Origin of the sequence: Paraconexibacter sp. AEG42_29 (genome assembly GCF_040581415.1) — a bacterium.
Classification (GTDB): domain Bacteria; phylum Actinomycetota; class Thermoleophilia; order Solirubrobacterales; family Solirubrobacteraceae; genus Paraconexibacter.
The window spans coordinates 4,043,015-4,067,792 of record NZ_CP114014.1 but is presented as its reverse complement, the minus strand read 5'-3'; the positions used below and the strand labels follow the sequence as shown (position 1 = coordinate 4,067,792).

Annotated in this window: 26 protein-coding genes, 1 tRNA gene and 1 pseudogene; 19 read left to right on the top strand and 9 right to left on the bottom strand. The window is 74.2% G+C overall.

Annotated elements, in window-relative coordinates; all coding sequences use genetic code 11:
• The first annotated feature begins 3 nt into the window (after positions 1–3).
• The 6 genes and pseudogenes from cysS (at position 4) to DSM112329_RS19735 (ending at position 4,713) form a co-directional block, all read left to right on the top strand.
• On the top strand, positions 4–1,353 hold the full coding sequence (gene cysS / locus DSM112329_RS19760) for a cysteine--tRNA ligase (protein ID WP_354698275.1): 1,350 nt from the start codon (positions 4–6) through the stop codon (positions 1,351–1,353).
• A gap of 506 nt (positions 1,354–1,859) precedes the next feature.
• Positions 1,860–2,549, top strand: coding sequence for a 23S rRNA (guanosine(2251)-2'-O)-methyltransferase RlmB (gene rlmB / locus DSM112329_RS19755; RefSeq protein WP_354698274.1), 690 nt, complete (start codon positions 1,860–1,862; stop codon positions 2,547–2,549).
• Positions 2,550–2,650: 101 nt separating this feature from the next.
• A pseudogene (locus DSM112329_RS19750) lies at positions 2,651–3,115 on the top strand (methylated-DNA--[protein]-cysteine S-methyltransferase); the annotation flags it as partial.
• Entirely contained in the window at positions 3,092–3,364 is a 273-nt protein-coding gene (locus tag DSM112329_RS19745) for an Ada metal-binding domain-containing protein (protein ID WP_354702502.1), read from the top strand. The pseudogene DSM112329_RS19750 and the gene DSM112329_RS19745, both read left to right, overlap by 24 nt.
• A 290-nt stretch (positions 3,365–3,654) precedes the next feature.
• Positions 3,655–4,302, top strand: a complete 648-nt coding sequence (gene sigH, locus DSM112329_RS19740) for an RNA polymerase sporulation sigma factor SigH (RefSeq protein ID WP_354698273.1) — start codon at positions 3,655–3,657, stop codon at positions 4,300–4,302.
• Between the two features lie 48 nt (positions 4,303–4,350).
• The gene (locus DSM112329_RS19735; protein WP_354698272.1) at positions 4,351–4,713 is read left to right on the top strand and encodes a hypothetical protein; all 363 of its coding nucleotides are present in this window, start codon (positions 4,351–4,353) and stop codon (positions 4,711–4,713) included.
• Positions 4,714–4,746: 33 nt separating this feature from the next.
• Here the strand turns inward: DSM112329_RS19735 and DSM112329_RS19730 are convergent, their stop codons facing one another.
• From DSM112329_RS19730 to DSM112329_RS19705, 6 genes are all read right to left on the bottom strand, one after another.
• Positions 4,747–5,625: a hypothetical protein gene (locus tag DSM112329_RS19730; RefSeq protein WP_354698271.1), complete on the bottom strand. Its 879-nt coding sequence runs from the start codon at positions 5,623–5,625 to the stop codon at positions 4,747–4,749.
• Between the two features lie 33 nt (positions 5,626–5,658).
• Positions 5,659–6,153 (bottom strand): hypothetical protein, encoded by a 495-nt coding sequence (locus DSM112329_RS19725; RefSeq protein ID WP_354698270.1) that lies wholly within the window; start codon positions 6,151–6,153, stop codon positions 5,659–5,661.
• 50 nt (positions 6,154–6,203) lie between these two features.
• Positions 6,204–7,898, bottom strand: a complete 1,695-nt coding sequence (locus DSM112329_RS19720) for an FAD-binding oxidoreductase (RefSeq protein ID WP_354698269.1) — start codon at positions 7,896–7,898, stop codon at positions 6,204–6,206.
• Between the two features lie 43 nt (positions 7,899–7,941).
• Entirely contained in the window at positions 7,942–9,600 is a 1,659-nt protein-coding gene (locus DSM112329_RS19715) for a glycerol-3-phosphate dehydrogenase/oxidase (RefSeq protein ID WP_354698268.1), read from the bottom strand.
• The gene (locus DSM112329_RS19710) at positions 9,597–10,211 is read right to left on the bottom strand and encodes a TetR/AcrR family transcriptional regulator (RefSeq protein WP_354698267.1); all 615 of its coding nucleotides are present in this window, start codon (positions 10,209–10,211) and stop codon (positions 9,597–9,599) included. Before DSM112329_RS19710 ends, DSM112329_RS19715 begins: the two co-directional genes overlap by 4 nt.
• A 143-nt stretch (positions 10,212–10,354) precedes the next feature.
• Positions 10,355–11,026 (bottom strand): hemolysin III family protein, encoded by a 672-nt coding sequence (locus DSM112329_RS19705; protein WP_354698266.1) that lies wholly within the window; start codon positions 11,024–11,026, stop codon positions 10,355–10,357.
• Between the two features lie 136 nt (positions 11,027–11,162).
• Here DSM112329_RS19705 and DSM112329_RS19700 point away from each other — a divergent pair, with 136 nt between their 5' ends.
• From DSM112329_RS19700 to DSM112329_RS19685, 4 genes are all read left to right on the top strand, one after another.
• Entirely contained in the window at positions 11,163–11,777 is a 615-nt protein-coding gene (locus tag DSM112329_RS19700; RefSeq protein ID WP_354698265.1) for a J domain-containing protein, read from the top strand.
• Between the two features lie 26 nt (positions 11,778–11,803).
• A tRNA-Thr gene (locus DSM112329_RS19695) sits at positions 11,804–11,874 on the top strand.
• 58 nt (positions 11,875–11,932) lie between these two features.
• Positions 11,933–13,552: a peptide chain release factor 3 gene (locus tag DSM112329_RS19690; RefSeq protein ID WP_354698264.1), complete on the top strand. Its 1,620-nt coding sequence runs from the start codon at positions 11,933–11,935 to the stop codon at positions 13,550–13,552.
• A 53-nt stretch (positions 13,553–13,605) separates the two neighbouring features.
• Entirely contained in the window at positions 13,606–13,848 is a 243-nt protein-coding gene (locus tag DSM112329_RS19685) for a hypothetical protein (RefSeq protein WP_354698263.1), read from the top strand.
• 9 nt (positions 13,849–13,857) lie between these two features.
• On the opposite strand, the gene DSM112329_RS19680 is transcribed toward DSM112329_RS19685, so the two are convergent.
• The gene (locus tag DSM112329_RS19680; RefSeq protein ID WP_354698262.1) at positions 13,858–14,439 is read right to left on the bottom strand and encodes a hypothetical protein; all 582 of its coding nucleotides are present in this window, start codon (positions 14,437–14,439) and stop codon (positions 13,858–13,860) included.
• Between the two features lie 45 nt (positions 14,440–14,484).
• Between DSM112329_RS19680 and DSM112329_RS19675 the strand changes: the two genes are divergently transcribed.
• The 7 genes from DSM112329_RS19675 (at position 14,485) to DSM112329_RS19645 (ending at position 19,665) form a co-directional block, all read left to right on the top strand.
• Complete coding sequence (locus tag DSM112329_RS19675; RefSeq protein ID WP_354698261.1) at positions 14,485–16,143, top strand: 1-acyl-sn-glycerol-3-phosphate acyltransferase; 1,659 nt, start codon at positions 14,485–14,487, stop codon at positions 16,141–16,143.
• Positions 16,143–16,436 carry a hypothetical protein gene (locus DSM112329_RS19670; RefSeq protein WP_354698260.1) on the top strand — a complete coding sequence of 98 codons (294 nt, stop codon included), beginning with the start codon at positions 16,143–16,145 and terminating at the stop codon, positions 16,434–16,436. Before DSM112329_RS19675 ends, DSM112329_RS19670 begins: the two co-directional genes overlap by 1 nt.
• Positions 16,437–16,453: 17 nt before the next feature.
• Positions 16,454–16,981 carry a sigma-70 family RNA polymerase sigma factor gene (locus DSM112329_RS19665; RefSeq protein WP_354698259.1) on the top strand — a complete coding sequence of 176 codons (528 nt, stop codon included), beginning with the start codon at positions 16,454–16,456 and terminating at the stop codon, positions 16,979–16,981.
• Positions 16,981–17,358 (top strand): hypothetical protein, encoded by a 378-nt coding sequence (locus DSM112329_RS19660; protein ID WP_354698258.1) that lies wholly within the window; start codon positions 16,981–16,983, stop codon positions 17,356–17,358. The genes DSM112329_RS19665 and DSM112329_RS19660 overlap by 1 nt, the downstream gene beginning before the upstream one ends.
• A gap of 75 nt (positions 17,359–17,433) precedes the next feature.
• Entirely contained in the window at positions 17,434–18,030 is a 597-nt protein-coding gene (locus DSM112329_RS19655) for a sigma-70 family RNA polymerase sigma factor (protein ID WP_354698257.1), read from the top strand.
• Entirely contained in the window at positions 18,027–18,776 is a 750-nt protein-coding gene (locus DSM112329_RS19650) for an anti-sigma factor (RefSeq protein WP_354698256.1), read from the top strand. Before DSM112329_RS19655 ends, DSM112329_RS19650 begins: the two co-directional genes overlap by 4 nt.
• Positions 18,777–18,840: 64 nt before the next feature.
• Positions 18,841–19,665 carry a rhomboid family intramembrane serine protease gene (locus DSM112329_RS19645; RefSeq protein ID WP_354698255.1) on the top strand — a complete coding sequence of 275 codons (825 nt, stop codon included), beginning with the start codon at positions 18,841–18,843 and terminating at the stop codon, positions 19,663–19,665.
• Between the two features lie 14 nt (positions 19,666–19,679).
• Here the strand turns inward: DSM112329_RS19645 and DSM112329_RS19640 are convergent, their stop codons facing one another.
• Entirely contained in the window at positions 19,680–20,801 is a 1,122-nt protein-coding gene (locus DSM112329_RS19640; protein WP_354702501.1) for a glycosyltransferase family 4 protein, read from the bottom strand.
• Positions 20,802–20,824: 23 nt separating this feature from the next.
• The gene (locus DSM112329_RS19635) at positions 20,825–21,736 is read right to left on the bottom strand and encodes a cobalamin-binding protein (RefSeq protein ID WP_354698254.1); all 912 of its coding nucleotides are present in this window, start codon (positions 21,734–21,736) and stop codon (positions 20,825–20,827) included.
• On the opposite strand from DSM112329_RS19635, the gene DSM112329_RS19630 reads away from it, so the two are divergent.
• Positions 21,735–21,980 carry a 4a-hydroxytetrahydrobiopterin dehydratase gene (locus DSM112329_RS19630; protein ID WP_354698253.1) on the top strand — a complete coding sequence of 82 codons (246 nt, stop codon included), beginning with the start codon at positions 21,735–21,737 and terminating at the stop codon, positions 21,978–21,980. The two genes, DSM112329_RS19635 and DSM112329_RS19630, sit on opposite strands and share 2 nt — an antisense overlap.
• Positions 21,980–24,685 carry a nitrilase-related carbon-nitrogen hydrolase gene (locus DSM112329_RS19625; RefSeq protein ID WP_354698252.1) on the top strand — a complete coding sequence of 902 codons (2,706 nt, stop codon included), beginning with the start codon at positions 21,980–21,982 and terminating at the stop codon, positions 24,683–24,685. Before DSM112329_RS19630 ends, DSM112329_RS19625 begins: the two co-directional genes overlap by 1 nt.
• The last annotated feature ends 93 nt before the right edge of the window (positions 24,686–24,778 follow it).

Here is a 24,778-nt window from a genome sequence, read left to right as displayed (position 1 = left end):
GCGATGCGTCCGATCCGCCTGCACGACACCCACAGCGGGGCCCTCGCGCCCCTGACCCCGCGGGAGCCCGGCCGGGTCGGCATCTACGCCTGCGGGCCGACGGTCTACAACCGCATCCACATCGGCAACGCGCGGCCGTTCGTCGTCTACAGCCTGCTGAAGCGGTTCCTCGAGCACGAGGGCTACGCCGTGACGCTGGTGGCGAACGTCACCGACGTCAACGACAAGATCTACGACGCGGCGCGGCCGCTCGGCGTGCCGTCGCAGCAGCTGGCAGACGAGATGACGGCGCACTACTTCGCCGACACCGACGGCCTCGGCCTCGGCCGACCCGACCACGAGCCGCTCGCGTCGGAGTACGTCGACGGGATCGTCGACCTGATCGGCGCCCTGCTCGAGCGCGACGCCGCCTACGCCGTCGAGGGCGACGTCTACTTCCGGGTGCGCGCGGACAGCGCGTACGGCACGCTCTCGCACCGGCAGATCGAGGACATGGACCAGGGGGAGGGCGGCGAGGGGCTGTCGCGCAAGGAGGACCCGCTGGACTTCGCGCTCTGGAAGGCGCAGAAGGAGGGCGAGGACACGGCCTGGGACACGCCCTGGGGCCGCGGCCGGCCCGGCTGGCACATCGAGTGCTCGGCGATGGCCGAGGGGCTGCTCGGGGTCGGCTTCGAGATCCACGGCGGCGGCAACGACCTGACGTTCCCGCATCACGAGAACGAGGCCGCGCAGACCCGCTGCGGCCGCGGCGCCGAGCTCGCCCAGATCTGGATGCACAACGGCATGCTGCAGCTCGGCGGCGAGAAGATGGCGAAGTCGGTCGGCAACATCGCGCTGCTGCCGGAGATCCTCGAGGCTCACGGCCGCGACGCGACGGTCATGTTCTTCTGCGGCGGGCACTACCGCGGGCCGCTGCAGCTGGACGACACGACGCTCGCCGACGCGGCGGCCCGCGTGCGCCGCGTCCGGGAGGCGGGGCGCCGCCTGGGGGACGGGCCGTCACCTGAGTGGTCCGCGCCGCTGAAGGAGACGTTCTTCGCCGCGCTCGCCGAGGACTTCAACACCCCGCGGGCCCTCGCGGCGGTCTTCGACTGGGTGCGGACCGCGAACTCGTCCGAGACCGCAGTCGGGGGCGCTGACCTGCGCGAGATGCTCGACGTCCTGGGGCTGGCGAACCTCCTGGACGCGGAGGTGGACGGTCCGCCCGCTGAGGTCGTGGCGCTGGCCGAGGAGCGTGTCGCGGCACGCGCGGCGAAGGACTTCGCGGAATCCGATCGGCTGCGTGACGCGATCGCTGCGCTCGGCTGGGTCGTGCGCGACGTTGCCGCCGGCTACGAACTGATCAGGGCATGAGCCCGCGTGGTGGTGGCTCGGGACCGGGTTCCGGCGGCGGCTCGGGCTCGGGTTCCGGCGGGGGCGGCGGGGGCCGTGGGCGGTCCGGCGGCGGTGGCAGCGGACGCCCGGGTGGCTCCGGCGGCCGTCCTGCGGGGGGCGGCGCCTCGGGTGGACGCCCGGCGGGTGGCAGTGGCCGTCCCGCCGGTGGCGGTGGTTCGGGTGGACGTCCGGCTGGTGGCGGCGGTCCTGGTGGGCGCCCAGCGGGCGGTGCCGGTTCCGGTGGACGTTCGGCCGGCGGCGGTCCGGGTGGTCGTCCCGGCGGCGGAGGCGGACGCAGCGGTGGCGGACGCCCGCAGCAGAAGGGCGGCGGCCGGCACGACGACGCCGGCGCTCCGCCCTGGGCCGACAAGCGAGCGGGTGGCCGCGCGGGTGAGGCCGGCGACTCCCGTCCGGGCGAGCGCGGCCAGGGGCGTCCCGGGGAGCGCGAGCGCAGCGGCGGCGAGGGCGGCGCGTCGTCCCCGGATGTGATCTACGGGCGCAATGCGGTCCACGAGGCGCTGCGGGCCAAGCTGCGGCCGGTCCGCTCGATCTGGGCGACCGAGCCGACGGCCCGCGAGCCCTGGCTGCGCGGGGCCGACGTGCGCGTGGCGGCGTCTCACGAGATCGCTGCGCGCTGCGGCTCGGACGGACACCAGGGCGTCTGCGCGATCGCCGGGCGCTTCCCCTACGCCGACGCGGCCGGACTCCTGCGCGGCGACGCGCCGCTGCTGGTGGCCCTCGACGAGGTGCAGGACGTCCAGAACCTCGGGGCGATCGTGCGGACGGCGGAGTGCGCCGGGGCGACGGGGCTCGTCATCCCCGAGCGCCGCTCGGCCGAGGTCACAGCGGCCGCCGGCAAGGCGTCCGCCGGCGCGGTGGAGCACCTGCCGATCGCGCGGGTGAAGAACCTGGCCGACTACCTCGCCGAGGCCAAGGCTGCGGGCCTGTGGATCTACGGGGCCGCCGGCGAGGAAGCCGCCCGCCCGTGGGACCAGATCGACTGGACCGGCGGGGTCGTCCTGGTGATGGGCGCCGAGGGGAAGGGCCTGCGGCCGCGCGTCGCGGCCAGCTGCGACGCCCTCGTCGCGCTGCCGCTGCGCGGGTCGATCGAGTCGCTCAACGTCAGCGCTGCCGCGGCGGCACTGCTCTACGAGGCGGTCCGCGCCCGCGGCTGACTCGCCGTCGATGTGCCACCACGTGCGCCGGTGGCGTGTGGTGGCACATCGAGCGCCGACGGCACACCTCACGGATCGGGCCTGCTCGGCGTTCTCCCCGTATGAGCCAGCTCCGCCACGACACCGTCGCCAGTCCGCTCGGCGCGCTCCTGCTGGTCGCGGACGCGACCGACCACCTGCGCGGCCTCTACCTGCCGGCGCACAGGGGCGGCCCGGACCGCGGCCCCGGCGTCCGCGACGCGGGTGGGGTGCTCGGCGTGGTCCGGGGGCAGCTCGACGCCTACTTCGCGGGCGAGCTCACTGACTTCGACGTCCCGCTGCGGACGGCGGGCAGCCCGTTGCAGGAGCGCGTCTGGGCCGCTCTGAGGGCGATCCCGCACGGCACCACGACGACCTACGGCCGCATCGCCGCCGGTCTCGGGCTGGGGGCGGGAGCCGCCCGCGCCGTCGGGACCGCGAACGGTCGCAACCCGATCTCGATCGTGGTCCCCTGCCACCGGGTCGTGGGTGCGTCTGGTGCGCTGACCGGGTACGCCGGCGGCGTGGAGGCCAAACGGCGCCTGCTGACCCATGAAGCGCGTGTCGCGGGTGCTGCGCTCGACCTGGACGACGACACCTGCTGGGCGGCCGTCGAGCGGCGCGATGCGACGGCCGACGGCCGCTTCGTCGTCGGGGTCAGGACGACCGGCGTCTACTGCCGACCCTCGTGTGCCGGGCGGCCGCTGCGCGCCAGCGTGGTCTACCTGCCCGACCCGGCGGCTGCGCGGCGCTACGGGCTTCGCGCCTGCCTGCGCTGCGCGCCCGACGCCGCCTGACGAGCACCACGCGGACTCGGGTGCCGCGACCGGGAGGTGCCCGGCGGGCGCGGCGGTCCGCCCGACCACCGCCGCGGACGCCGTCGGACCCCGTTTTCCTGCCCGGCGGTGCAACGGACCTTGCATATCGTCCCGATGCCCTTGACGCGGTCCCTCGAGACAGTTAGGTTCGCCGCAATAACTGTCAACCTGAGGTTGAGAAACCTGCAGGTTTGTTCAGCTGGCGCCAGGGGAGGAGTGCGCCACTGAGTCAATCACCCTGCCGTGAGGCAGGTCGAAAGGACCGACTCGTGGCTCGTATTTCCTCCCAAACTCAGGGTCAACTTCAGGTTGAAGATGGCTACCTGATCGCCCTCGCAAAGCAGGGCGACCCCACCGCGTACGACCGGATCGTCCGGCGCTACTACGGCTTCGTACGGCTGAAGGCCAGCTCGTACTTCCTGGCCGGCGGGGACAGCGACGACCTCATCCAGGAAGGCCTCGTCGGCCTCTACAAGGCGGTGCGCGACTACCGCACCGACCGCGAGTCGAGCTTCCGCAACTTCGCGGAGCTGTGCATCACGCGGCAGATCATCACCGCGGTGAAGACCGCCACGCGCAACAAGCACACGCCGCTGAACCAGTACGTGTCGTTCTCCTCGAGCCCGTCGAGTGCGATGGACGGCGAGCCGACCCTCGACGAGATCATCCCCGGGCCGTCGGTCCACGACCCCGTCAACCAGGTGATCAGCTCCGAGGAGCTGCGCTCGCTCGTCGACTGCCTGTCCAGCGCGCTGTCGGAGCTCGAGTCGCGCGTGCTTGCCCTCTACCTCGACGGCTACTCGTACGAGCAGGTCGGTGAGCGCATCGGCTGCGACACCAAGACCGTCGACAACGCCCTGCAGCGCGTGAAGCGGAAGATCGGGCTGCACCTCGGCAGCCGCGCCGTCCTTAACTAGCGGAGTCCCGCGCGGGAGCAGCTGCGGCGGCCGGGATACGCTGGCGCGGTGAAGACGCTCGACATCGTCCTGCTCGCCGTCGCCGCGCTCGTCGTCGTGGTGGTCGTCGTGGGGGCGCGCATCGCCCGCCGCCGGGCCGAAGGGCGCGAGGCGCTGCTGCTCGAGCGACTCGCTGCCGCCAACGCCGCTCTGGCGGCCGCGCACGCCGAGGACAACGGCTGGGCGCGCGAGGCGCTCGACGCCGCGGCGCTCGCAGCCGCCGGCCCGGCGACCCCGGACGCGCTGCACCTCGTCCAGGTGATCGACAAGCCCGGGACCGAGGCCGACGAGGCCGTCTTCCAGGCGGTCTTCGGGGACGAGACGCGGGAGATCCGCCTCGGCCGGACCGGCGACACGTGGTTCGCGGTCTGAGCCCCAGACCCGGCTGAGCCCGCCGCGGCTGGGTCAGCGCGCGCTCGACAGCGCACGGACCGCGCTGGCCAGCCGCGCGGTTGCCCCGTCGCCGTAGGGCAGGTACAGCTGCGGCTCGGTGAGCTCGAGCTCGATGACGACCGGTTCGCCGTCGCCGTCCGTCAGGAGGTCCACCCGGGCGTACGCCAGCGGACCGCCGAAGCGCGTGATCAGCCAGGAGATGGCCGCATCCCCCAGACGGCGCTCGGCCCGCGAGGGCTCGCGCGCGCTGATGTCCGGGTCGGCCGCGCCGTCGTCCGTCACGAGCTCCGCACCGACCTCGAGGATCGGGCCCTTGCGGATCGCGTGCGAGTAGGCGCCCCCGAAGTACAGCAACGCCGTCTCGCCGATCTCGTCGACGGCGGCGAGGTAGGGCTGGACCATCACGGCCTTGCCCTGCTCGTGGATTCGCGCAGCGAGCGCGGCCGCGTCCCCATACCCCGCAGGCAGCGCGAAGCGGCCGGTGTCGCGCGCGCCGGCGGACTGGGCCGGTTTGACCACGAGCTCCGCGGGGGTGCCGAGCTCGGCCAGGACGTCATCGCTCAACGGCCGGCCCGGTTCGAGGAACACCGTCGGCACGGTCGGCAGCCCCGCCGCGGGCAGCTCGGCGAGATAGCGCTTGTCGGTGTTCCACTCCAGGACGGCCGCCGGGTTCAGCAGGCGGGTGCTGCCCGCGATCCGGTGTGCCCACGCGACGAACTCGTCCCGGCGCCGGTCCGCGTCCCAGACCGAGCGGACCAGCACGGTGTCGTACGCCGCCCAGTCGGCCTCGGGGTCGTCCCAGACGACCCATGTCGACTGCAGTGCCGCCGCCAGGTCGTCCTCCTGGAAGCCGTCCGGCATCTGGGCACAGGTGGCGATCGCGGTCCGCATCCCCTCACGCTACCCGCAGGCCCCCGGCTGCGATCAGGCGTCGGCCTTGCTGCCGCAGTCGACGGCGCCGAAGGCGTCGAGCTTCTGGTTCGACTTGCCGTTCAGCAGCGCGATCTGGCCGCGGATCTCGTCGTACTCCTTCTGCTTCTTCGCCTTGAGCGCGGCGGTCGCCTTGGCGGTGGTGGCCACGAGCGTGTCGTAGTCCTTCAGCAGTCCGTCCCAGGTCGCCTTGACGTCGTCCGCGGGCTCGAGCGCCTTCAGCTCGCGCCCGGCCTCCTGCGTGATCGGGAGCGCCTTGTCGAAGTACGCGGGCAGGCCCTTCTCGGTCTTGGGGGCCGGGAGCGCCTTGATCCTTGCGTTGAACTTCCGGCAGATCGCGTTGGCCTGCTTGGCGAGCTCGGCCTTCGCGAGCGCCGTGTCGGCGCTGCCCCCGGCGCTGCTGCCGTCGTCGTCGTCGCTCCCGCAGCCGGCGCCCAGGAGGGCGATCGCGGCGAGGACGGAGGCTGCGGTGGTCTTCGTGATGCGCATCTGACCGATGGTTCCAGATCGCCGCCGGGGGCGACCGGCCGCCGAGCCGGCTACGGCAGCAGCTTCCCCGGGTTCATGATCCCGGTCGGGTCCAGCGTCGCCTTCGTGGCCCGCAGGAGCTCCAGGCCCAGTGGGCCGACCTCGGCGCCGAGCCACGGCGCGTGGTCCACGCCGACCGCGTGGTGGTGCGTGATCGTCGCCCCTGCGGCTACGATCGCGTCGCTCGCGGCGTGCTTGGCCGCCTGCCACTGGGCGAGCTCCGACCCGCGCTCGGAGCGGGCGAGGTAGGTGAAGTAGAGCGAGGCGCCGGTCGGGTAGAGGTGGCTGACGTGACAGCCGACCAGCGCCGGCGTGCCTCGTGCCTCGAGCGCGGCCCGCAGCGCCGCGCCCACGCCGCGGTACACGTCCAGCAGGGACGACCACGGCGCGGACGTCTCGAGCGTGTCCACCAGGTAGCCGGCGCTCATCAGCTCGTCGCGCAGGTACGGGCCGTGGAAGCGCCCGGACTCCCAGGCGGCCCCCGGCTCGTGGCCGAGCGCGACCGCGTTGTGGTGGGCGAGGATCCGGCCGGCGCGCCGGCGGCGCTCGCGGACGGTGTCCGGGTCCCCGTCGAACGCGAGGATCAGGATGCAAGGCCGGCCGCGGCCGCGGGCCTTCAGGTAGAGGCCGAGCGCCTTCGCCGCGGTCCCGCCGGCGGCGAGGTTGAACCGTGTCTCCTCCTCGTCGGCGAGCCGGGTGACGTCGGCGGCCGCCCCGGCCTGCTCGAGGTCGCGGACCGCGTCGACGCCGGCGGCGAAGCTCCCGATGGCGTAGGCCTCGCTGTGCCGCTCGGCGGGGGTCGGGCGGACCCGGAGCGTCGCCTCGGTGATGACGCCGAGCGTCCCCTCGGAGCCGACGAGCAGCTCACGCAGCGCGGGCCCCGCCGCGGTCCCCGGGAACGGGTGCACGGTGACCTCGCCGGACGGCGTGGCGACCTTCAGCCCGCGGACGAGCGCGTCGATCCGGCCGTAGCCCGTCGACGACTGGCCGGACGACCGCGTGGCGACCCAGCCGCCGACCGTCGAGAACTCGAACGACTGCGGCGCGTGGCCGAGGCAGAGGCCGTGCTCGCCGAGCAGGGCCTCGGCATCCGGGCCGTACACGCCGGCGCCGAGCGTCGCGAGCTCGGACACCGGATCCACGGACGTGAGCTGGTCGAGCCGCGTGAGGTCCAGGCAGATGGCGGCGGACCTACCGCCGCGCAGCGCCTCCACTCCGCCGACCACGCTGCTGCCGCCGCCGAAGGGGACGACGGCCACGTCGTGCGCGACGCAGACTTGTAGGACCGCCGCCACCTCGACGGCGTCCGCGGGGAAGACGACGGCGTCCGGGGCGTGCTCCAGATGACCGGTCCGCAGCCGGACGAGGTCCGGGTAGCTCCGGCCCGCCGCGTGGGAGACGCGCTGCGCGTGGTCGGTCGTGACGAACGGCGCGCCGACGACGTCCTGGAGCGCCGTCCGTGCGGCGGCGGCGAGGGTCGACGGCGGGACCACGACCGCGTCCAGCGCGACGGGCTCGACTCGCTCACCGCCGTCGCCGAGCTCGGCAGCCAGGAGCTTGGCCGCGCCCTCGGGGAGCGGGCCGTCATGGCCGTCCACGCCCCAGCCCCACCAGCGCTGGCGCGGCTGCGGCGGGCCGGGACGGGTCCCGGTGTCAGCAGCGGGCGTCGCGGCGTCGGCGGTCGCGGGCGCGGGCTCAGCGCTCATCGGAGTCCTTTCGCGTCGGCAGCCCGGGCGAGTCCGTCGACGCTCACCTGAGCGTCCCCGAGCTCCGGGCGGGCGCCCAGGCGGCAGGTCCGGTCGCGTCCGGCGAGCGGACCGGAGCCGTGGGCGGAGGGTCCACCGGAAGGCCGGCCTCGGCCAGGAGCGCACGGACGGCAGGCTCCGCCGCCGCGCGCCACGCGGGGATCAGGCCGATGCGCGTCCGGCGGTCGAGCACGTCCTCCGCCGTCAGCGCGCCTTCCTGCTCGATCGCCCAGCGGACCTCGGCGCCGATCGCCGGGACGCCGGGCGCCAGCGGCTCCAGCAGCTCGGGGCGGCCGTCGGCGAGGGCGAGCACGGCGGGGGCGTCGGCGCCGTAGCGGCGCGTCAGGCCGGCCGGGACGCCGGGCTCGCGATGCTGCGGAGGCTGCGCGCCCACGACCGGGAGGTGGTGCGTGAGGCACGGGCCGGCGGCGACTCCGGGCCGCGCGGCGATCCGGTCGACGACGTCCTGCGCCATCCGGCGGTAGGTCGTCAGCTTCCCGCCGACGATCGTCAGCGCGCGGGTGCCGGGGTCCTCGATGACGGCATGGCGGCGCGAGACGTCGGCGGTCGCGCCGTCCCCGTCCGCCTCGCTCGTGTCGAGCAGCGGACGGAGGCCGGCGAAGCGGCCGACGACGTCCTCGGCGGCGAGCGGCCGGTCGAGCGCGGCGGAGATGGTCTCCAGGAGGAAGCGCTCCTCGTGCTCCTCGACCGCCGGGGCGGCGGTGGGCGGCCCGTCGTACGGCTCGTCGGTGAGGCCGACCAGGACGAGGCCGTCCGGCCGCGGCAGCGCGAAGACGAAGCGGCCGAAGTGCCCGGGGACCGGGACGTTCAGCGCGGCCGCCGGATCGCCCAGGCGCCCGGCGTGGAAGAGCAGGTGCGAGCCCTTGCTGGGGCGCAGGCTCACGCCGGCGGCCAGCTCGCCGGCCCAGACCCCGGTCGCGCTGACGACGTGGCGCGCCCGGATCCGCACGGCCTGCCCCGTGAGCGCGCAGACCGCGTCGGCGCCGTCCGCGTGCAGTGCCGTCACGGGTGCGTGGGTGATGATGCGCGCGCCGTGCTGCGCCGCGGTCCGGGCGAGGGCGACCACCAGGCGGGCGTCGTCCTCAAGCTGCCCGTCCCAGCTCAGCAGCGCTCCGCGGAGGCCATGGGGATCGAGTGCGGGGACCCAGCGCAGCGCCTCGGCGGCGGAGATGCGGCGGGCGCGCGGAAGGCGCCGGCCGCTGGTGCGGGCGGCGAACCGCAGTCCGTCGCCCATGCGGATGCCGGCCTCGCAGATCGCACCCACCGCGGGCGAGACCCCGTCGCGCAGCGCCAGGACCTGCGGGAGCGCGCGGATCAGATGGGGCGCGGTGTGGTCGACGAGGATCGCGCGCTCGGCCGCGGACTCCCAGGCGACGCCGACGTCCCCCTTCGCGAGGTAGCGCAGGCCGCCGTGCGCGAGCTTGGAGGACCAGCGGCTGGTCCCGCTCGCCAGGTCGTCCCGCTCGAGGAGGGCGACCGAGAGGCCGCGGGTGGCGGCGTCGAGCGCGACCCCGACACCGGTGATGCCGCCGCCGACCACGAGGACGTCGACCGCGCGACCGGCGGCGAGGGCCTCGAGCTCGCGGGTGCGGCGGTCGCCGTTCAGCGTGGCGGAGCCCCGGCCGGGCGTGTGGCGGATCATGGCCGCAGCCCCAGGTCGATGATCGTCTCGAGCTGGGCGCAGATGGCGTCGCGGGACGCGCTGACCTCCTCGGTCCGGGCGGCGAGGACGGGGCCGCGCAGCATCAGCTCCAGCGTGGCGGCGAGCAGCTCGGGGTCGGCGTCGCGGATGGACCCTTCGGCGATGCCCTCGCGGATGACCGTGCCGTAGGCGCCCAGGACCGCACGCTGGAAGGCGCCGTAGCGGTGGAACGCGTAGGGGAGCAGCAGCTCGGGGTCGACGTCCATCAGGCGGTTGAAGAGCGCGTGCTCGCTGAGCAGCTTCACGCCGCGGGCGGATCCGCGGGCGAGGCGCTCGCGGGCGCTGGAGCCGTCCTCGCGGACCGTGTTCCCCAGGACGGCGAGGAACTCGCGGGTCATGAGCGCCTGCAGCAGCGCCTCGACGTCGGGGAAGCGGCGGTAGACGGTCATGCGGCTCACACCGGCGCGGCGGGCGACGTCGGTCAGCGTGGTGCGCTTCATGCCGACGGCCATGACGCACGCCTCGGCAGCATCGAGGAGGGCGCCGTCGGCGGGGTCCAGCGGATCGGGTCCCGGCGCGGCGGGCGGCAACTGTGCGTGACGTTGTGACATCCAACGTAAGAATGTCACACGTCGACGTCGTCGTCGAGCGCCAGGAGGCGAGCGGCAGGCGACGTTCTTTCGTCTGACGACCAGTCTTGGCTGCCAGGACGGCCAAAACTGGTCGTCAGACGGTTGGGGGACGGCGGGTGGCGTCAGCCGCGCGGGAGGACCGCGAACGCGATGACCGCGTAGTGCACGCCTGCTGCGACCACGACGCAGGCATGGAAGATCTCGTGGTACCCGAAGACCGCAGGCCGCGGGTCGGGTCGTCCCCGCGCGTAGACCACGGCGCCCGCCGTGTAGAGGACCCCGCCCAGCGCCAGACCGAGGACGCTCCAGGGCCCGATCTCGTCCCACAGCTGGGGCATCGCCGCGACCGCGACCCACCCGAGCGAGATGTAGACGAGGGCGCTCAGCCACTTCGGCGCGTGCGGCCAGATCAGCGAGATCGACACGCCGGCCAGCGCGCCCGACCAGACCACGACGAAGATCACGGTCCCCAGCGTCCCGTGCATCGCCAGCACCGCCACGGGGGTGTAGGTCGCCGCGATGAAGACGAAGATCATCGAGTGGTCCAGCCGGCGCATCCAGGCCCGCGCGCGCTCGGTGGCCCACGTCCGCCGGTGGTACAGGGCGCTGATGCCGAACAGGCCACACACGCCGGCGGCGTAGACCGCGGCGGTCGCGGTCGCGCGGCCACCGGGGGCCGTGAGCACCAGGGCGACGCCCAGCCCGATCGCGACGAAGAACGCGATCTGGTGCGAGACACCGCGCAGGCTCGGCTTCACGGGCACGAGCGCGTCCGGCGGGAGGGGTGTGGCCATCGAGCCGCATTGTGGCGCACCGCGGGGTGGGGCCTGCCCCCGGATCGGGGCCGGCACGCCCCCGGAACCGGACCGCGGCCGCTACCGTCCCCGCGATGACCGGCCGCCGACGGGCCTGAACGGGACACCCGCGCCGATGGACCCCCATGCCGTCCTCGGCCTGCCTGCGGACGCCTCGATCGAAGAGGCCACCGCGGCCTACCGCGCGCTGGCCAAGGCGCACCACCCCGACGTCGCCGGCGACCCGCGGTCGGCCGAGGTCATGGCCCGCATCAACGCGGCCTTCGATGAGCTTCGCGACCGGGCGGGCACCGCCGGCAGCGTCGAGAGCGCAGCCGGCGAGCAGCACGGAGGCGGCAGCGACGCGGCGGCGGCGCCGGGGCGGCCGCCGCGCGGCGACTGGCTGCCCGAGGCGACCCGGCGCGCCCTCGGCCACGAGCTTCTTGCTGCGCTCGAGCGGCAGGAGCAGGTGGCGCTCGTCGTCCCCGTCGCCACCTGGGCGAGCCCGGAGGCACTGCTCGCGCTCACCGACCGCCGCCTGCTGTGGCTCGCCGACGACCAGCCCACCCACCGCGTCCGGTCGCTGCGCTTCCGCGACGTGCAGCGGGTCGAGTCGAAGCTCGCCTGGCCGCGGCGCCGGAAGACGGCGAGCGTGCGGGTCCGGACGAAGGCCGGTCGCCGTCTGGACTTCGGGGACCTCGAACCGGAGGTGGCCCTGCGGATCACGCAGGCGGTGGGCGGGACGCTCTGAAGCGCTGGCGTAGACTGCCGCCGCGCGCCTCTATAGCTCAGTGGTAGAGCACTCGTCTTGTAAACGAGGTACCCGGGTTCGATTCCCGGTGGAGGCTTTCGCCGGCTGCGCGGAGACCGCGGCGACGGGCCGTCCTCTACCGTGGGCGACCGCCGATGTCGACCCCGCCGACCACCAGCAGCCCCGAGGAGCCCACGAGCAACGCCGACCGCGCGACGCTCGAGGCCGCGTCGTCCCGCCGGACGTTCGCGATCATCTCCCACCCCGACGCCGGCAAGACCACGCTGACCGAGAAGCTGCTGCTGTACGGCGGCGCCGTCCAGGAGGCCGGGTCGGTCCGCTCGAAGAGCCGCGGCCGGGAGGTCACGTCGGACTGGATGGAGCTCGAGCGCCGCCGCGGGATCTCGGTCACCAGCACTGCGCTGCACTTCACCGTCGGCGACGTCACGTTCAACCTGCTCGACACCCCGGGCCACCGCGACTTCTCCGAGGACACGCTGCGGGTGCTCGCGGCCGCGGACAGCGCTGTGATGCTGCTCGACGGCGCGAAGGGCGTGGAGCCGCAGACGCTGCGCCTGTTCGAGGTCGCCAAGGCCCGCAACATCCCGCTGCTGACGCTGATCAACAAGTACGACCGGCCCGGCCTGGACCCGCTGCACCTCCTGGACCACATCGAGGAGACGCTCCACCTGAAGCCGACGCCGCTCACGTGGCCCGTCGGCATCCCCGGCGCGTTCCGCGGGGTGATCGACCGCCGCACCGGCAGCTTCCACCGTTTCGAGCGGGTCGCCGGCGGCAGCAAGATCGTCCCGACGACGATCCTCACGCCGGAGGAGGCCGCGGCGACCGAGGGCGAGGCCTGGGCGACCGCGCAGGAGGAGGTCGAGCTGCTCGACGCGATCGGGGCGAACCACGACCACGAGTCGTTCATGGCCGGCGAGACCACACCGGTCTTCTTCGGCTCGGCGGTCTCGAACTTCGGGGTCGGCCTGCTGCTCGAGGCGCTGATGGAGCTCGCCCCGGCCCCGGCGCCGCACATCGACGTCGACGGCGGCCACCGCCCCCTGCAGGCGCCGTTCAGCGGCTTCGTCTTCAAGATCCAGGCCAACTCGGACCCGCGCCACCGCGACCGCGTCGCCTTCCTGCGGATCTGCTCCGGGCACTTCGAGCGCGGCATGAAGGTCATCAACCAGCGGACCGGCAAGCCGTTCACGATGTCCTACGCGCACGAGGTCTTCGCCGCTGAGCGCAGCGCGCTGGAAGAGGCCTGGCCGGGCGACGTCATCGGCGTCGTCAACGCGCTCGACCTGACGATCGGCGACACGCTCTACGCGGAGGGGCCGGTCGAGTTCCCTCCGATCCCGAGCCTCGCCCCCGAGCTCTTCGCCTTCGCCCGCAACGCCGACACGGGCCGCGTGAAGCAGTTCCGCAAGGGCCTGCAGCAGCTCGACGAGGAGGGCGTCATCCACCTGCTCTCGCGCGTGAACGGCGACCCGACCCCGGTCCTCGGGGGTGTCGGCCAGCTCCAGTTCGACGTGGCCCAGGAGCGGATGAAGACCGAGTTCGGGGCCGCGATCCGCCTGGAGCCGACGCCCTACACCACCGCCCGCCGCACCGACGAGACCGGGGAGGCGGCGCTGAAGCACCACTCCCAGGCCGAGGTCCTCGTCCGCACGGACGGCACGCGCCTCGCGGTCTTCCAGAGCCCGTTCGTGCTGCAGTTCTTCCAGGACCGCAACCCGGACGTCCTCCTGGACACCATGCTCACCCGCTGAACGCGTCCGCCCGGCCCGCCGCCTGCCCACGCCGTACCCTCTCGGATGGACTCATGAGCTCAGTGCGGATCAGCCCCGGGGACCTCGTCCTCGCCCAGGACAGCGCGGGCCGGTTCCACGCAGTCGTCCAGGGCACGCGCCTGGGGCGCATCACCGTGCAGCGCTGTGACGGCCGGCCGGCGCGGCCGCTGGCGCTACGGGACGTCCTGCAGGTGTTCAAGCCCGCGGGGACGCCGGACGCCCCGCCGCGTCCCGAGCCCCTGAAGCCGACGGCGCAGCTGCACCTCGACCTCTGACGGCGACGGCTACTCGTCGTCCTCGTCGTCGTCGTCGGCTGCCCCGTTCGCGACCGGGGTGATGGTCACCATCGCGTGCTCGATGCTGCCGTGCCCGTTGGTGGAGACCACGTGCTCGTACGACGGCGGGACCTCCTCGACGTCGGGGGCGTTCAGGCGCCGCTCGAGCTCGCCGAGGACGACGCCGAAGAGCAGGTGGCGCCACGTGGCCTGCAGGAAGGCGTTGCGCGAGCCCCAGAGCTTCGGGAAACGGCTGCCACGCGGGTGCAGGGACGGGATGAACGCCGTGCCCGGCCAGACCGCGGTGCTCTCGACGAGCGCGACCGCCGGGCCGCGCGCCCACGACGGCAGCGGCAGCCGCGGCGCCGCGACGGCGTAGGCCGCGCCGAACGCCGCCCCGTTCAGCGTGTGCAGCGCCCAGCCGACCGGGGTCACCGCGGCGCCGTCCGTGACCGCCGCACCAAGCAGTTCGCAGTCGTCGTAGTCGACGTCGAAGACCCGCTTGTCCAGCGGCTGCTGGGCAGCCCAGACCACCGCCGCCACAGCTCCGGCAATGGCCCCGCGGGCGGTTTTGGCACGGTCGATCGGCATGCCGCCCACTGTAACCCTCGACGCCCGGCATGGGTATGCCAATCGATGCCGAGCAACGCCCACCTGGATCGAGCACGCAACAACGGGGTCAACCCGCTGGTGTACTGGCTCGTCCGCGGGCTCTTCCAGCCGTTCTTCCATGTGTACTTCCGCCTGAGCCGCATCGGCCGCGAGCACATCCCGGAGAGCGGCCCGATCATCTTCGCGGCCAACCACCGCTCCTTCCTGGACCCGTTCGTCATCGCCACGATGGTCCGGCGCCCGATGTACTACGTCGCCAAGCGGGAGCTGTTCAGCCAGCGGCTGCAGGGCTGGTTCCTGAACTCGCTCGGCGCGTTCCCGATCAACCGCGGCAACGCCGACGAGGACGCGATGGGCACCGCCCGCGCCATCCTCGAGCGCGGCGACTGCGTCCTGATCTTCCCCGAGGGGACTCGGGTGCGCCCCGGGGCACTCGGTCGCCCCAAGCGCGGCGTCGGTCGCCTCGCGCTCGAGACGGGCGCGCCGATCGTCCCGCTCGCGGTCATCGGCACCGAGCGGATCCGCAGCGGCTGGAAGATCCGGCCGCACAAGGTCCGGATCCGCGCGGGCAAGCCGCTGCACTTCCCCAAGGTCGAGAACCCCAGCGCCGAGCTCGCGGGGGCCGTCGCCGACCGCATCTGGCCGAACGTCATGCTCCAGTGGGAGTGGCTCGGTGGCCTGCCGCCGGTCCGCCGCGCCGTCGTGGTCGGCGCCGGGTCGTGGGGCAGCGCGATCGCCGTGGCGCTGCAGCGGTCGGGCATCGAGACGCAGCTCGGCTGCCGGACGTCCGCCCAGGCCGACGCGGTCACCGCCGCCGGGGTCAACGCCCGCTACCTGCCGGGCGTCGCACTGCCCGAGCGGCTGCGCGTCGTCCGCGCCGCGGACCTCGACCTGGACGCCGCCGACCTCGTCGTCTTCGCCGTCCCCGCCCGTGCGCTGCCCGCCGCCGTGGCCGAGCACGGCGCCCGCGTTCGCTCCCGCGCCGGTGTCCTGGTGCTCTCCAAGGGCCTCGTCACCGGCGACGGCCAGACCCCGGTCGACTACGTGAGCGCGCGGGTCGGCACCGAGGCCGTGGGCTGCCTGGCCGGGCCCGGCCACGCCGCGGACGCCGTCGCGAACGGTGGCTCCCTGGTCGCCGCGAGCGCCGATCCCGCCTTCCTGCAGCAGCTCCGCGAGGTCTTCGTCGCGGCCGGCTTCCAGATCGAGACCAGCACCGACGTCGTCGGGGTCGAGCTGGCGGCGGCGGCCAAGAACGCCGCCGTCCTCGCCGCGTCCGCGGCGGCCGCGGGTGGGCCGAACGCCGCCGGAGCCGCGGCCGGCAAGGTCTTCGGCGAGATCGGTGCCTACGCGCTGACCCGCGGCGGCCGTCCGGAGACGTTCACCGGCCTGGCCGGCGCCGGCGACCTCGTCGCCACCGTCGTCGAGGCGGGCTCCCGCAACCGGCGCGCCGGTGAGCTGCTGGGCCGCGGTGTCGCGCGGGCCGAGATCGAGCCCGCCCTCGGCCAGACTGCCGAGGCGCTCCACGCGGTGCCGCTCCTGGCGCAGGCTCTCGAGCAGGCCGGGGTCCGTGCGCCGACCCTCGCCGGGCTCGCCGCCGTCATCGACGGCGACGCGCCGGCCGCCGCCTGGGCGACCGCCGTCACCGACCCGTCGGTGCGCGGCCGGGCGCGGAGGGTGGCGTGATGGCCGAGACGCTGTTCGGCAGCGAGTTCGACCTCGAGGCGCTGCTGCAGCGCGCCCTCGCGCCGGTCGACCCGCCCGAGAACCTGTCGAAGCACCTCGAGCAGACGCTCACCTCGATCGCCGACCTCGCCGAGCAGGAGCTCGAGTCGTGGGAGCTGTCGGCGATGCGCGACCCCAAGAACTGGATCCCGGGCATCACGCGCCCGGTGGCCGCGGCCGCGATCGGCGGCGTCGCCGGCGCAGCCCTCGTGGTGCTGCAGGTCCGCGGCCGGCTCCGCGCGGCGCAACGCTGAGCGCGTAGGCTTGGCGGGTGGACAAGGCCACCCTCGATCGTGAGTTCTCCGATCTGTACCGAGCGCACCTGAAGGACGTGTACTCCTACGCGTACTACCGCGTGGGCAACCATCACGACGCCGAGGACCTCACGGAGCAGACGTTCCTGCAGGCCTACCGGCACTTCGAGCGCGCCGTCGCCGAGTCCGACGGGCGGCCGCTGCGGCCGTGGCTGATCCGCATCGCGCACAACCTCGCGGCGAACCTGTACCGCGACCGGTCGCGCAAGCCGCAGACGCCGATCGACGACACGCAGCACCTGCGGACCGTTCACACGACGGAGGACCTCGTCGAGGGCCGGGACGAGCTCGCCCGCATCCTCGAAGGCGTCCAGCAGCTGCCGGACGACCGCCGCGAGGCCCTGATCATGCGGTTCGCGCTGGGGATGGACAACCGCGAGATCGCCCGCGCCATGGGACGTACCGACGGCGCCACGAAGGTCCTGATCCACCGCGCCATCAAGCAGCTCGAGCAGATCGTGCAGACGCAGGGAGCGGCCGCCTAGTGGCCGACCGCGCCCGCAACGAGCCGGAGTCCATCGACCTCGAGGCGATGCTGCGGCGGGCGCTGAAGCCCGTCGACCCGCCCGAGGACCTCGCTGCGCGCCTCGACGAGACGCTGACCTCGCTGACCGACCTCGTGGCCGAGGAGCTCGAGGCCTGGGAGCTCGCGGCCATCGGCGACCCGCGGCGCTGGGTGGACGGCCTGGCGCGGCCCGCGGTCGCCGCTGCGGTCGGCGGTGCCGCGGGCGCGGCGCTCGTCGCGCTGCGCGTCCACCAGGGCCGCGGCCGGCGCAAGGCGCGGGCGAACGACCCGCTGGACTACGCCGAGCAGACCGTCAGAGCGGTCGCCGACGAGGCGCGCAAGCTTCTTGACCGCTGACCGCGGGTATGTCCCAACCGGTGCAGCGTCCCGGTGCCACCCTTGAGAATGGTCTGAAAGCGATGATCCGTACCCATGGCTGATGCGAAGAACGAGCTAATGGCGCTCGTCGATATGCCGGATGAGGACCTGATGCAGCTCGTCCGCAAGGGCGACAACGCTGCGTTCGCGATCATCTACGAGCGACATTCCACCGCCGCCTTCTCCCTTGCCTACCGGATGACACAGAACCGCAACGCCGCCGAGGACGTCGTCCAGGAGTCCTTCCTGAGCCTCTGGCGCTCGAACGCGCGTTACGACCGTGCCCGCGGCAGCGTGCGCACCTGGGTTCTCGGCATCGTCCACAACCGGGCGATCGACGCACTGCGCCGGTCGATCGGCCACGACAAGCGCCGCGCGAGCGACGAGGGTCTGGAAGAGCGGTTCGAGGCCCGCGAGCGGACCGAGGTCGAGGCCGGCCGGCGCGAGGAGGCCCGCGAGGTCCGGACGGCGCTGGAGACGCTTCCGAGCGAGCAGTGCCGGGTCATCGAGCTCGCGTACTTCGGTGGATTCACCCATTCCGAGATCGCCAAGATGCTGGACACGCCGATCGGGACCGTGAAGGGGCGCATGCGCCTCGGTCTCGAGAAGATGCGCCATCAGCTCGGCGGGCTACAGGATCTGCCGTCATGAGCCTTCCCGACTGCGAGCGCGGGCTCGACGCCGGTGCCTACCTCCTCAGCGCCCTCCCCCCGGAGGACCACGCGTCGTTCATCGCGCATCTGCGCTCCTGCGACTGCTGCCAGCGCGAGGTGGAGGACCTGCAGCTGGTCGTCGACACCCTGCCCATGGCCGCGCCGCAGTTCGCGCCGCCCGCCGCGCTGAAGGACCGCATCATGCGCGTCGTCGACGCCGAGGCCGAGCTGCTGCGCGCGGCCGGTCCCGAAGCCGACCGCGTCCCCGTCCGGGCCGAGGCCGCTCGCGAGCGGCGCCTGTGGCGCTGGGGCTCCGGGCTGTCGGTTCGGCCGGCGCTCGCCGGCGGCATCGCCAGCGTCCTGCTCGCCGTCGGCGTCGCCGGTGGCGTGGTGTTCAGCGACTCCGACGGCGGCTCCGCCGGCCGGACGCTCGCCGCGCAGGTCCCCGGCTCCCCCGGTGCGACGGTGAAGGTCTCGCTCAAGAACGATCGCGCGACGCTGCACGTCGCGAACCTCCCGAGCGCGCCCGCCGGGCAGGTCTACCAGGTGTGGTTCACCCGTAAGGGCTCGACGACGCCGGAGCCGACCCACACCCTCTTCAGCGTGCGCAAGAACGACGGGCGCTCCACGGTCCCGATCGAGGAGAGCGTCGAGGGCGTCGGGCAGATCCTGGTCACGGCCGAGCCGGATGGCGGCAGCGAGCAGCCGTCCGCCGATCCGGTGATCTCCGCGCAGCTCAGCTGAACGGGGCCTTGCCGGGCTTCCGGTCACCGCCCTGACGTGCCCTGCTAGCGTCGATCCCAACGCGATGAGCACCCATACCTGTTACCGGCACCCGTCCCGCGAGACCGGGGTGTCCTGCTCCAACTGCGGGAAGTTCATCTGCCCGGACTGCATGACCCCGACCCCCGTCGGGATGCGCTGCCCGGACTGCTCGAGGGAGAAGACGCAGGTCCGGACGCTGTCGTCGCTCAACGCGGCGCCGACCGTGATGATGGCGCTGCTGATCATCAACGCGGTGGCGTTCCTGGCGAGCGGGCAGTTCGACACGGGCTCGAGCTCGGTGAACAACCGCGTCTTCAACGAGGGTGCGCTGTTCGGGCCGCTCGTCGACCAGGAGCACGAGTACTGGCGCCTGGTGACCAGCGGCTTCCTGCACGCCGGCTTCATCCACATCGCGTTCAACATGTACCTGCTGTACACGCTCGGCAACATGCTCGAGCCGGTGCTGGGCAACGTGAAGTTCGCCCTGATCTACGTGGTCGGCCTGCTGAGCGGGTCCTTCGGGGCGCTGCTGGTCGATCCGACCGCCGTCACCGTCGGCGCTTCGGGAGCGATCTTCGGGCTGATGGGCGCGGCGTTCTTCGAGCTCCGCTCGCGCGGCATCGACCCGTTCGACGCGGGGATCGGCGGGCTCATCCTCCTGAACCTTGTGCTGAGCTTCGTGCTGAACAACATCTCGATCGGCGGCCACATCGGCGGCCTGATCGGCGGCTCGCTGGCCATGCTGGCCTGGCACGAGGCGGACAAGCGCCGCCAGCCGATCCTCGGCTACGTGGCGATGGGCGCGATGGCGGTGGTCGCGGTCGGCGGGGCGATCGCGGTGGCGGGCCGGTCGTCCGGCATCGCCTGACGCCGGGCCGCGCCTCAGCGGGCCAGCAGCAGGTCGTAGAGCGCCTGCACGTGCCGCAGCATCCCTGCGGTGGAGAACCGCTCGGCGATGTCGAGCGCCGCGGCGGCACCGAGCGCTTCGCGTCGGGCCGGGTCGTCGACCAGCGCGGCGACCGCCTCGGCCAGCGCTTCCGGGTCGTCCGGGGCCACGAGGACAGCGGTCTGATCGTGGCGCAGCATCTCCGGGATCCCGCCGTGTCCGCTGGCGACCACGCAGCAGCCGGCGCCCGCCGCCTCCAGCGCCGCGTTCGGGAACGGGTCGGGCTGCTTGGACGGGACCAGCACGATGTCGGCCGCGCCGTACACGGCATCGACGTCGTCCTGGAACCCGATGTGGCGCACACGATCGTCCAGCCCGTACGCGGCGGCGATCTCGTGGAGCTCGCGCAGGTGGCGCTCCTCGCCGCGCCACGGGTCCCCCGCCAGCGCCAGGACGACGTCCTTGCGATCGCGGAGCGCCGGGGAGGCGAGCGCGCGGACGCTGACGTCCTGCCCCTTCCAGCCGCTGATCCGGCCCAGCACCGCGAGGACCGTGGCGTCCTGGGGCAGGTCCAGTGCCGCGCGCGACGCCGCGCGGTCCGCGCGCCGGGGGACGACGGCCAGGCCGTCGTGCAGCACGGTCGCCGGGCCGAGGCCGGTGAACTGGTCCCGGGTCGCCCGCGAGACGCAGGGCAGTGCGTCGGCGGTCGTCAGCAGGCGGCGGTAGGCGGGCCACCAGCGGTCGAAGCCGGTGTAGATCTCCCGCACGTGCCAGACGTGGGGGACGCGCGCCACCCGCGCCGCGGCGGAGCCGCCGAGCGTGACGGACGTGTTCGTGTGGACGAGCGACACGTCCCGCAGGCGGGCCAGGCGGCCGAGGCCACCCGCGTCCGCCGCCCACGCCACGGCGACGCGCGAGACGCCGGCCGGCGACATGAGCGACCGCCGGAGGACGGCCAGCGGCCGGACGAGGACCTCGATGCCCGCGGCCTCCAGGTCGCCGCCCAGCTCCCCGTACTCCGGGAGCACGACGAGCGCGCGGTACCGGTCCGGGTCCAGGCCGGCAGCGATGGCGTACAGCTGCCTGTCCGCGCCGTAACGGCCTGCGGACGAGTGCAGGTACAGGATGGTGCGCGGTGCGGTTACAGCGCGACCGGGATCGGGGGGTACGCCGGGGCCCCGACGAGATCGGGATGGAAGATGTGGGCGAGCAGCTCGAGGCCGTCGACCAGGCGAGGACCGGGACGCGAGAACGTCGCCGACGCGTCGACGGCGACCACACGCTGCGCGCCGAGGCGCCGGAGCTCGTGCGCGTACAGCTCGCACTCCAGGTGCGCGCGCGGCGCGTCGTAGCCGCACGGCATGCAGACCACCACGTCGGGCGACACCGCGGCGACCTGCTCCCAGGTCAGCTGCTCGGAGTGCTCGCCGGGAAGTCCCAGCAGGTCGACGCCACCGGCGAGGTCGATCAGCTGCGGCGTCCAGTGGCCGCCGATGAAGACCGGGTCCAGCCACTCGATCGCGACCGCCCGCACCTTCGGCGCGTCCCGCACGGCGAGCTTCACGCGGTCGATCCGCGCCCGCTGCCGCGCGACGAGGTCCAGGCCGGCGTCACGGGCCCCCGTCGCCTGCGCGAGCGTCCGGATGTCGCCCATCGTCTCCCCGAGCGTCTTGGGGTCCAGGGCGATGACCTTCGGGCAGGTGGCGATGCGCGTGGCGACCTCGGCGACGTCGTCGTAGCTGACAGCGCAGACCGGGCACAGGGCCTGGGTCACGATGAGGTCGGGCTGCAGTTCGTGGAGGAGCTCCTCGTCGAGCTCGTAGATCGCCTCGCCGGCCTCGGTGCGCTCCCGGACCGCCCGGTCGATCTCCGCCGCGCTCAGGCCCGGCGGCAGCTTGTCGCGCGTCACGTGCGGCTTGCCGGCCGCGTCCGTGGGATAGTCGCACTCGTGCGTCACGGCGACGACCTGGTCGCCGAGGCCGAGCGCGTACAGCAGCTCGGTCGCGTGGGGCACGAGGCTGACGATCCGCATCCACAGAGGAAGGTAGTGCATGGCCGACAGCTGGAAGACCGAGGGTGACGCGCTGACCCGCGACCGCGAGTTCGCCGACTTCGCGCAGGCCCTGGCGTACGTCAACCGCGTGGGCGCCCTCGCGGAGGAACAGAACCATCACCCGGACATCCTGCTGCACGGCTGGAACAAGGTCCGGCTCACCCTCAGCACGCACGACGCGGGCGGCACGGTCACCGACGCGGACCACGCCATGGCCGCGGCGATCGACGACCTGCCTGAGTGATGGAAGGGCGGCCGGGGGCGCGCGCGGCGGGCCTCCTCGCCACCGCGGTGCTGATGTGGGCCCTGGTCGCCGCCGGGACGGCGGCGCCCGCCGGCGCCGCGGCGAAGGACGTCCGGGTGTTCGCCCTCGGCCCGAAGTTCGGCCTGGACTGGGTCGACAACCCGGCGCACTTCCGCGACAAGCTGTTCGCGCTCGCCGACGCCCGCCGCCGCACGCCGGACGCGCCCGGCGTCCAGCGGGCCGCGGGGGACGTCGCCTCGCACCTGCGCGGCCCGGCCGACCCCGCCGACCCGGTGCGCACCGCGCGGGACCTCGTGACCCTCCCCGAGGACCTCGGCCTGCTGGCGGCGTTCACGGGCAGCCGCGGCCGCCTCGCCCGCAGCGCCCCTGACCTGCCGACCGCGATCCTGGCGCTGATCGGCACCTACGGCACGGTCGCCGCCCACTACGCGTCGCGCTTCCCGGCGCTCCTGCAGCGCCCGTTCCCGCCCACGCGGCTGCTGGCCGTGTCCCTCACCGACACCTTCGTGCGGACAGGGGTCGAGACGTTCGCGCAGCTGGCCGACGACCTCGACGCCTACCTCGTCGCCGGCGTCACGCTCGTCCAGGACTGGCGGGTGGTGTGCACGTCGCGTGCCACCTACCGGCCGCCTCCGGGTGCCGGCCCGTGCGCGGCCGAGAGCCCCGCGCTGGTCGCGCAGCTGCGGGACCCCGACGAGCCGGGGCGCACCTACGCCTACGAGGCGACGACCCCGAAGCCGTCCACCATGGCGCTCGTCTTCGACCCCGACGGGAAGCTCGTCGCCAAGACGGTGAAGGCCTACCTGACGCCGGTCGAGCTCCCCGGCCAGCTGGACCTGGTCCCCGGCGAGGTCAGCGGGGTCGTCCCTGTCGACACCCCGGTCGGCCGGCTCGGGATCGTCACCTCCAAGGACGCCTGGATGCCGGACGTCACCGCCAAGCTCGACCAGCAGGGCGCCGAGATCCTGGTACAGCCCGAGTTCTTCGTGAACGACACCGTCCGCCGGGGCGCCGCCTGGGCGCCGGACAACATCAAGGGCTCGGGCTTCTCGGACGTCCTGCGGCACCCGTCGATCAAGGCCCTGGTCCTGCCGCAGCTGACCGGCAACGTGTTCGACTTCTCCGCCGACAGCCAGCTGGCGATCGCGGTCAAGCCCGGTCTGCGGCGCGGGACGCCGGGCGGCGCCCTCGTGGGTCAGCCTGCCGCGCCGGGGCTCTCCGCCGTCGGTCGCTGGGCGGTCCCCGACGTCGCGCAGGCAGGCGAGTCGATCGCGGCGCGCCGGGCCCGGCTCGGCGCCGCCGGCGAGGCGATGCTGCCGACCGGCCCCACGGCGTGTCCCGATCCGCTGGTCGCGGGGCCGTGCCGCGGCGGCCAGGTGGAGGACGTGGTCTTCGCCGACGTCCCGATCGGTGCGACACCGCGCTACCGGCGGACGCAGCCCCGGCGGCGGGCCGCCGCGCCGTTCGGCACCGCCCGGCCGATCGCGCCGTCGCGGGAGCCGCAGCGGAACCTGTCGCTCGCGTCGCGTGGCGACGTGGTCGTGGCGGCGTTCGAGCAGGCCGGGCGCGTCCTCGTCGCCCGCTCGCGCGACCGCGGACTGCACTGGGAGCGCCCGGTGCGGGTGAGCGCCGCGGGGCCCGGGCCCCAGTGGTGGCCGTCCGCGACCATCGCCGGCGACGGCACCGTCTGGGTCGCGTGGCAGGACGGCCGGCGGGTGCGCGTGGTCCGCAGCGCGGCGGGCGCGGCCGGCGCGGCGGGCCTGCGTGCAGTGCTGCGGTTCGGCACGCCGCGCACCGCGCCCGCGGTCGGCGAGGCGCGCCAGTGGCGCCCGTCGGTCGCCGCCACCGGGCCCGGGACCGCCTACCTCGCCTGGGTCGACGAGCGTGCGCGCCTGACCGGCGACGACCTGCCGCAGGCGGCGGTCCTGGGCGCCCGCGTGACCCCGGACGGCATCGGGGCCGCCGTGCGGCTCGACCGCCGCGACGCCGTCGCGCCGCTCGCGGCGACCCTCGACCACGCCTGGGCTCCCGACGTCGCCGCACGGGGGAGCCGCGTGCTGGTGACCTGGGTGGACTTCCGCGAGTACCAGTGGACGGTCGCCGCACGGGAGTCGGCGGATGGCGGCGCGACCTTCGGCGCCGAGCGACGCGTCGACGACACCCCGGACGGCACGGAGGCGATCGCCGACACGCCGCGGGCGGCGATCACCCCCGCCGGCCGGCCGCTGGTCGCGTACACCGACTGGCTGCTGGACGCCACGTCGGCGGCCGCCCCGAGCCGGCTCTACGACACGAAGCTCGCCGGCCTCGGCCCACGGTCCGCCCAGGCCGACGACCACGGCGCCGGCCACGTCTCGACCTTCGCGCCGTCGCTGGCGGCCGCGGGGGGCGGAAGCGCGCTCGTCGCGTGGCAGGACGCGGCCGCCGGCCCGGCCCGCATCCGCCTCGCGCGGCTGCGCCCGCCCGCGTCCCCGGACGGCGCGGCCGGGGCGCCGGCCGCCGGCGAGGGCCCGGTGGTGCGCGGGCGCACCCTGCGGGTCGACGACGCGGGGCGAGCGGGGGCCGGCCGCGCCCGGCCACGGGTGGTCATCGCCGGTCCGCGCGCCGTCGTGGCCTGGGAGGACGAGCGGGACGGCCCGTCCCAGGTCTACGCGGCGGGCGTGGTCGCTCGCCGCATCCCCTGACCGGGAGCGCACCGCTTTTCGGCGGTCCACCGGACGCGCTGCTACGGTTCACCGCAGTCGGACCGATGCCTGAAGAACCCCCCCGAAGTCCGT

Excerpts from the sequence above, each read along its gene's own strand:
- cysS (WP_354698275.1), top strand. The coding sequence starts at position 4 with ATGCGTCCGATCCGCCTGCACGACACCCACAGCGGGGCCCTCGCGCCC.
- DSM112329_RS19730 (WP_354698271.1), bottom strand. The coding sequence starts at position 5,625 with ATGCGGACCGCGATCGCCACCTGTGCCCAGATGCCGGACGGCTTCCAG.
- DSM112329_RS19725 (WP_354698270.1), bottom strand. The coding sequence starts at position 6,153 with ATGCGCATCACGAAGACCACCGCAGCCTCCGTCCTCGCCGCGATCGCC.
- DSM112329_RS19720 (WP_354698269.1), bottom strand. The coding sequence starts at position 7,898 with ATGAGCGCTGAGCCCGCGCCCGCGACCGCCGACGCCGCGACGCCCGCT.
- DSM112329_RS19715 (WP_354698268.1), bottom strand. The coding sequence starts at position 9,600 with ATGATCCGCCACACGCCCGGCCGGGGCTCCGCCACGCTGAACGGCGAC.
- DSM112329_RS19710 (WP_354698267.1), bottom strand. The coding sequence starts at position 10,211 with ATGTCACAACGTCACGCACAGTTGCCGCCCGCCGCGCCGGGACCCGAT.
- DSM112329_RS19705 (WP_354698266.1), bottom strand. The coding sequence starts at position 11,026 with ATGGCCACACCCCTCCCGCCGGACGCGCTCGTGCCCGTGAAGCCGAGC.
- DSM112329_RS19700 (WP_354698265.1), top strand. The coding sequence starts at position 11,163 with ATGGACCCCCATGCCGTCCTCGGCCTGCCTGCGGACGCCTCGATCGAA.
- DSM112329_RS19690 (WP_354698264.1), top strand. The coding sequence starts at position 11,933 with ATGTCGACCCCGCCGACCACCAGCAGCCCCGAGGAGCCCACGAGCAAC.
- DSM112329_RS19685 (WP_354698263.1), top strand. The coding sequence starts at position 13,606 with ATGAGCTCAGTGCGGATCAGCCCCGGGGACCTCGTCCTCGCCCAGGAC.
- DSM112329_RS19680 (WP_354698262.1), bottom strand. The coding sequence starts at position 14,439 with ATGCCGATCGACCGTGCCAAAACCGCCCGCGGGGCCATTGCCGGAGCT.
- DSM112329_RS19675 (WP_354698261.1), top strand. The coding sequence starts at position 14,485 with ATGCCGAGCAACGCCCACCTGGATCGAGCACGCAACAACGGGGTCAAC.
- DSM112329_RS19670 (WP_354698260.1), top strand. The coding sequence starts at position 16,143 with ATGGCCGAGACGCTGTTCGGCAGCGAGTTCGACCTCGAGGCGCTGCTG.
- DSM112329_RS19655 (WP_354698257.1), top strand. The coding sequence starts at position 17,434 with ATGGCTGATGCGAAGAACGAGCTAATGGCGCTCGTCGATATGCCGGAT.
- DSM112329_RS19650 (WP_354698256.1), top strand. The coding sequence starts at position 18,027 with ATGAGCCTTCCCGACTGCGAGCGCGGGCTCGACGCCGGTGCCTACCTC.
- DSM112329_RS19645 (WP_354698255.1), top strand. The coding sequence starts at position 18,841 with ATGAGCACCCATACCTGTTACCGGCACCCGTCCCGCGAGACCGGGGTG.
- DSM112329_RS19630 (WP_354698253.1), top strand. The coding sequence starts at position 21,735 with ATGGCCGACAGCTGGAAGACCGAGGGTGACGCGCTGACCCGCGACCGC.
- DSM112329_RS19635 (WP_354698254.1), bottom strand. The coding sequence starts at position 21,736 with ATGCACTACCTTCCTCTGTGGATGCGGATCGTCAGCCTCGTGCCCCAC.
- DSM112329_RS19625 (WP_354698252.1), top strand. The coding sequence starts at position 21,980 with ATGGAAGGGCGGCCGGGGGCGCGCGCGGCGGGCCTCCTCGCCACCGCG.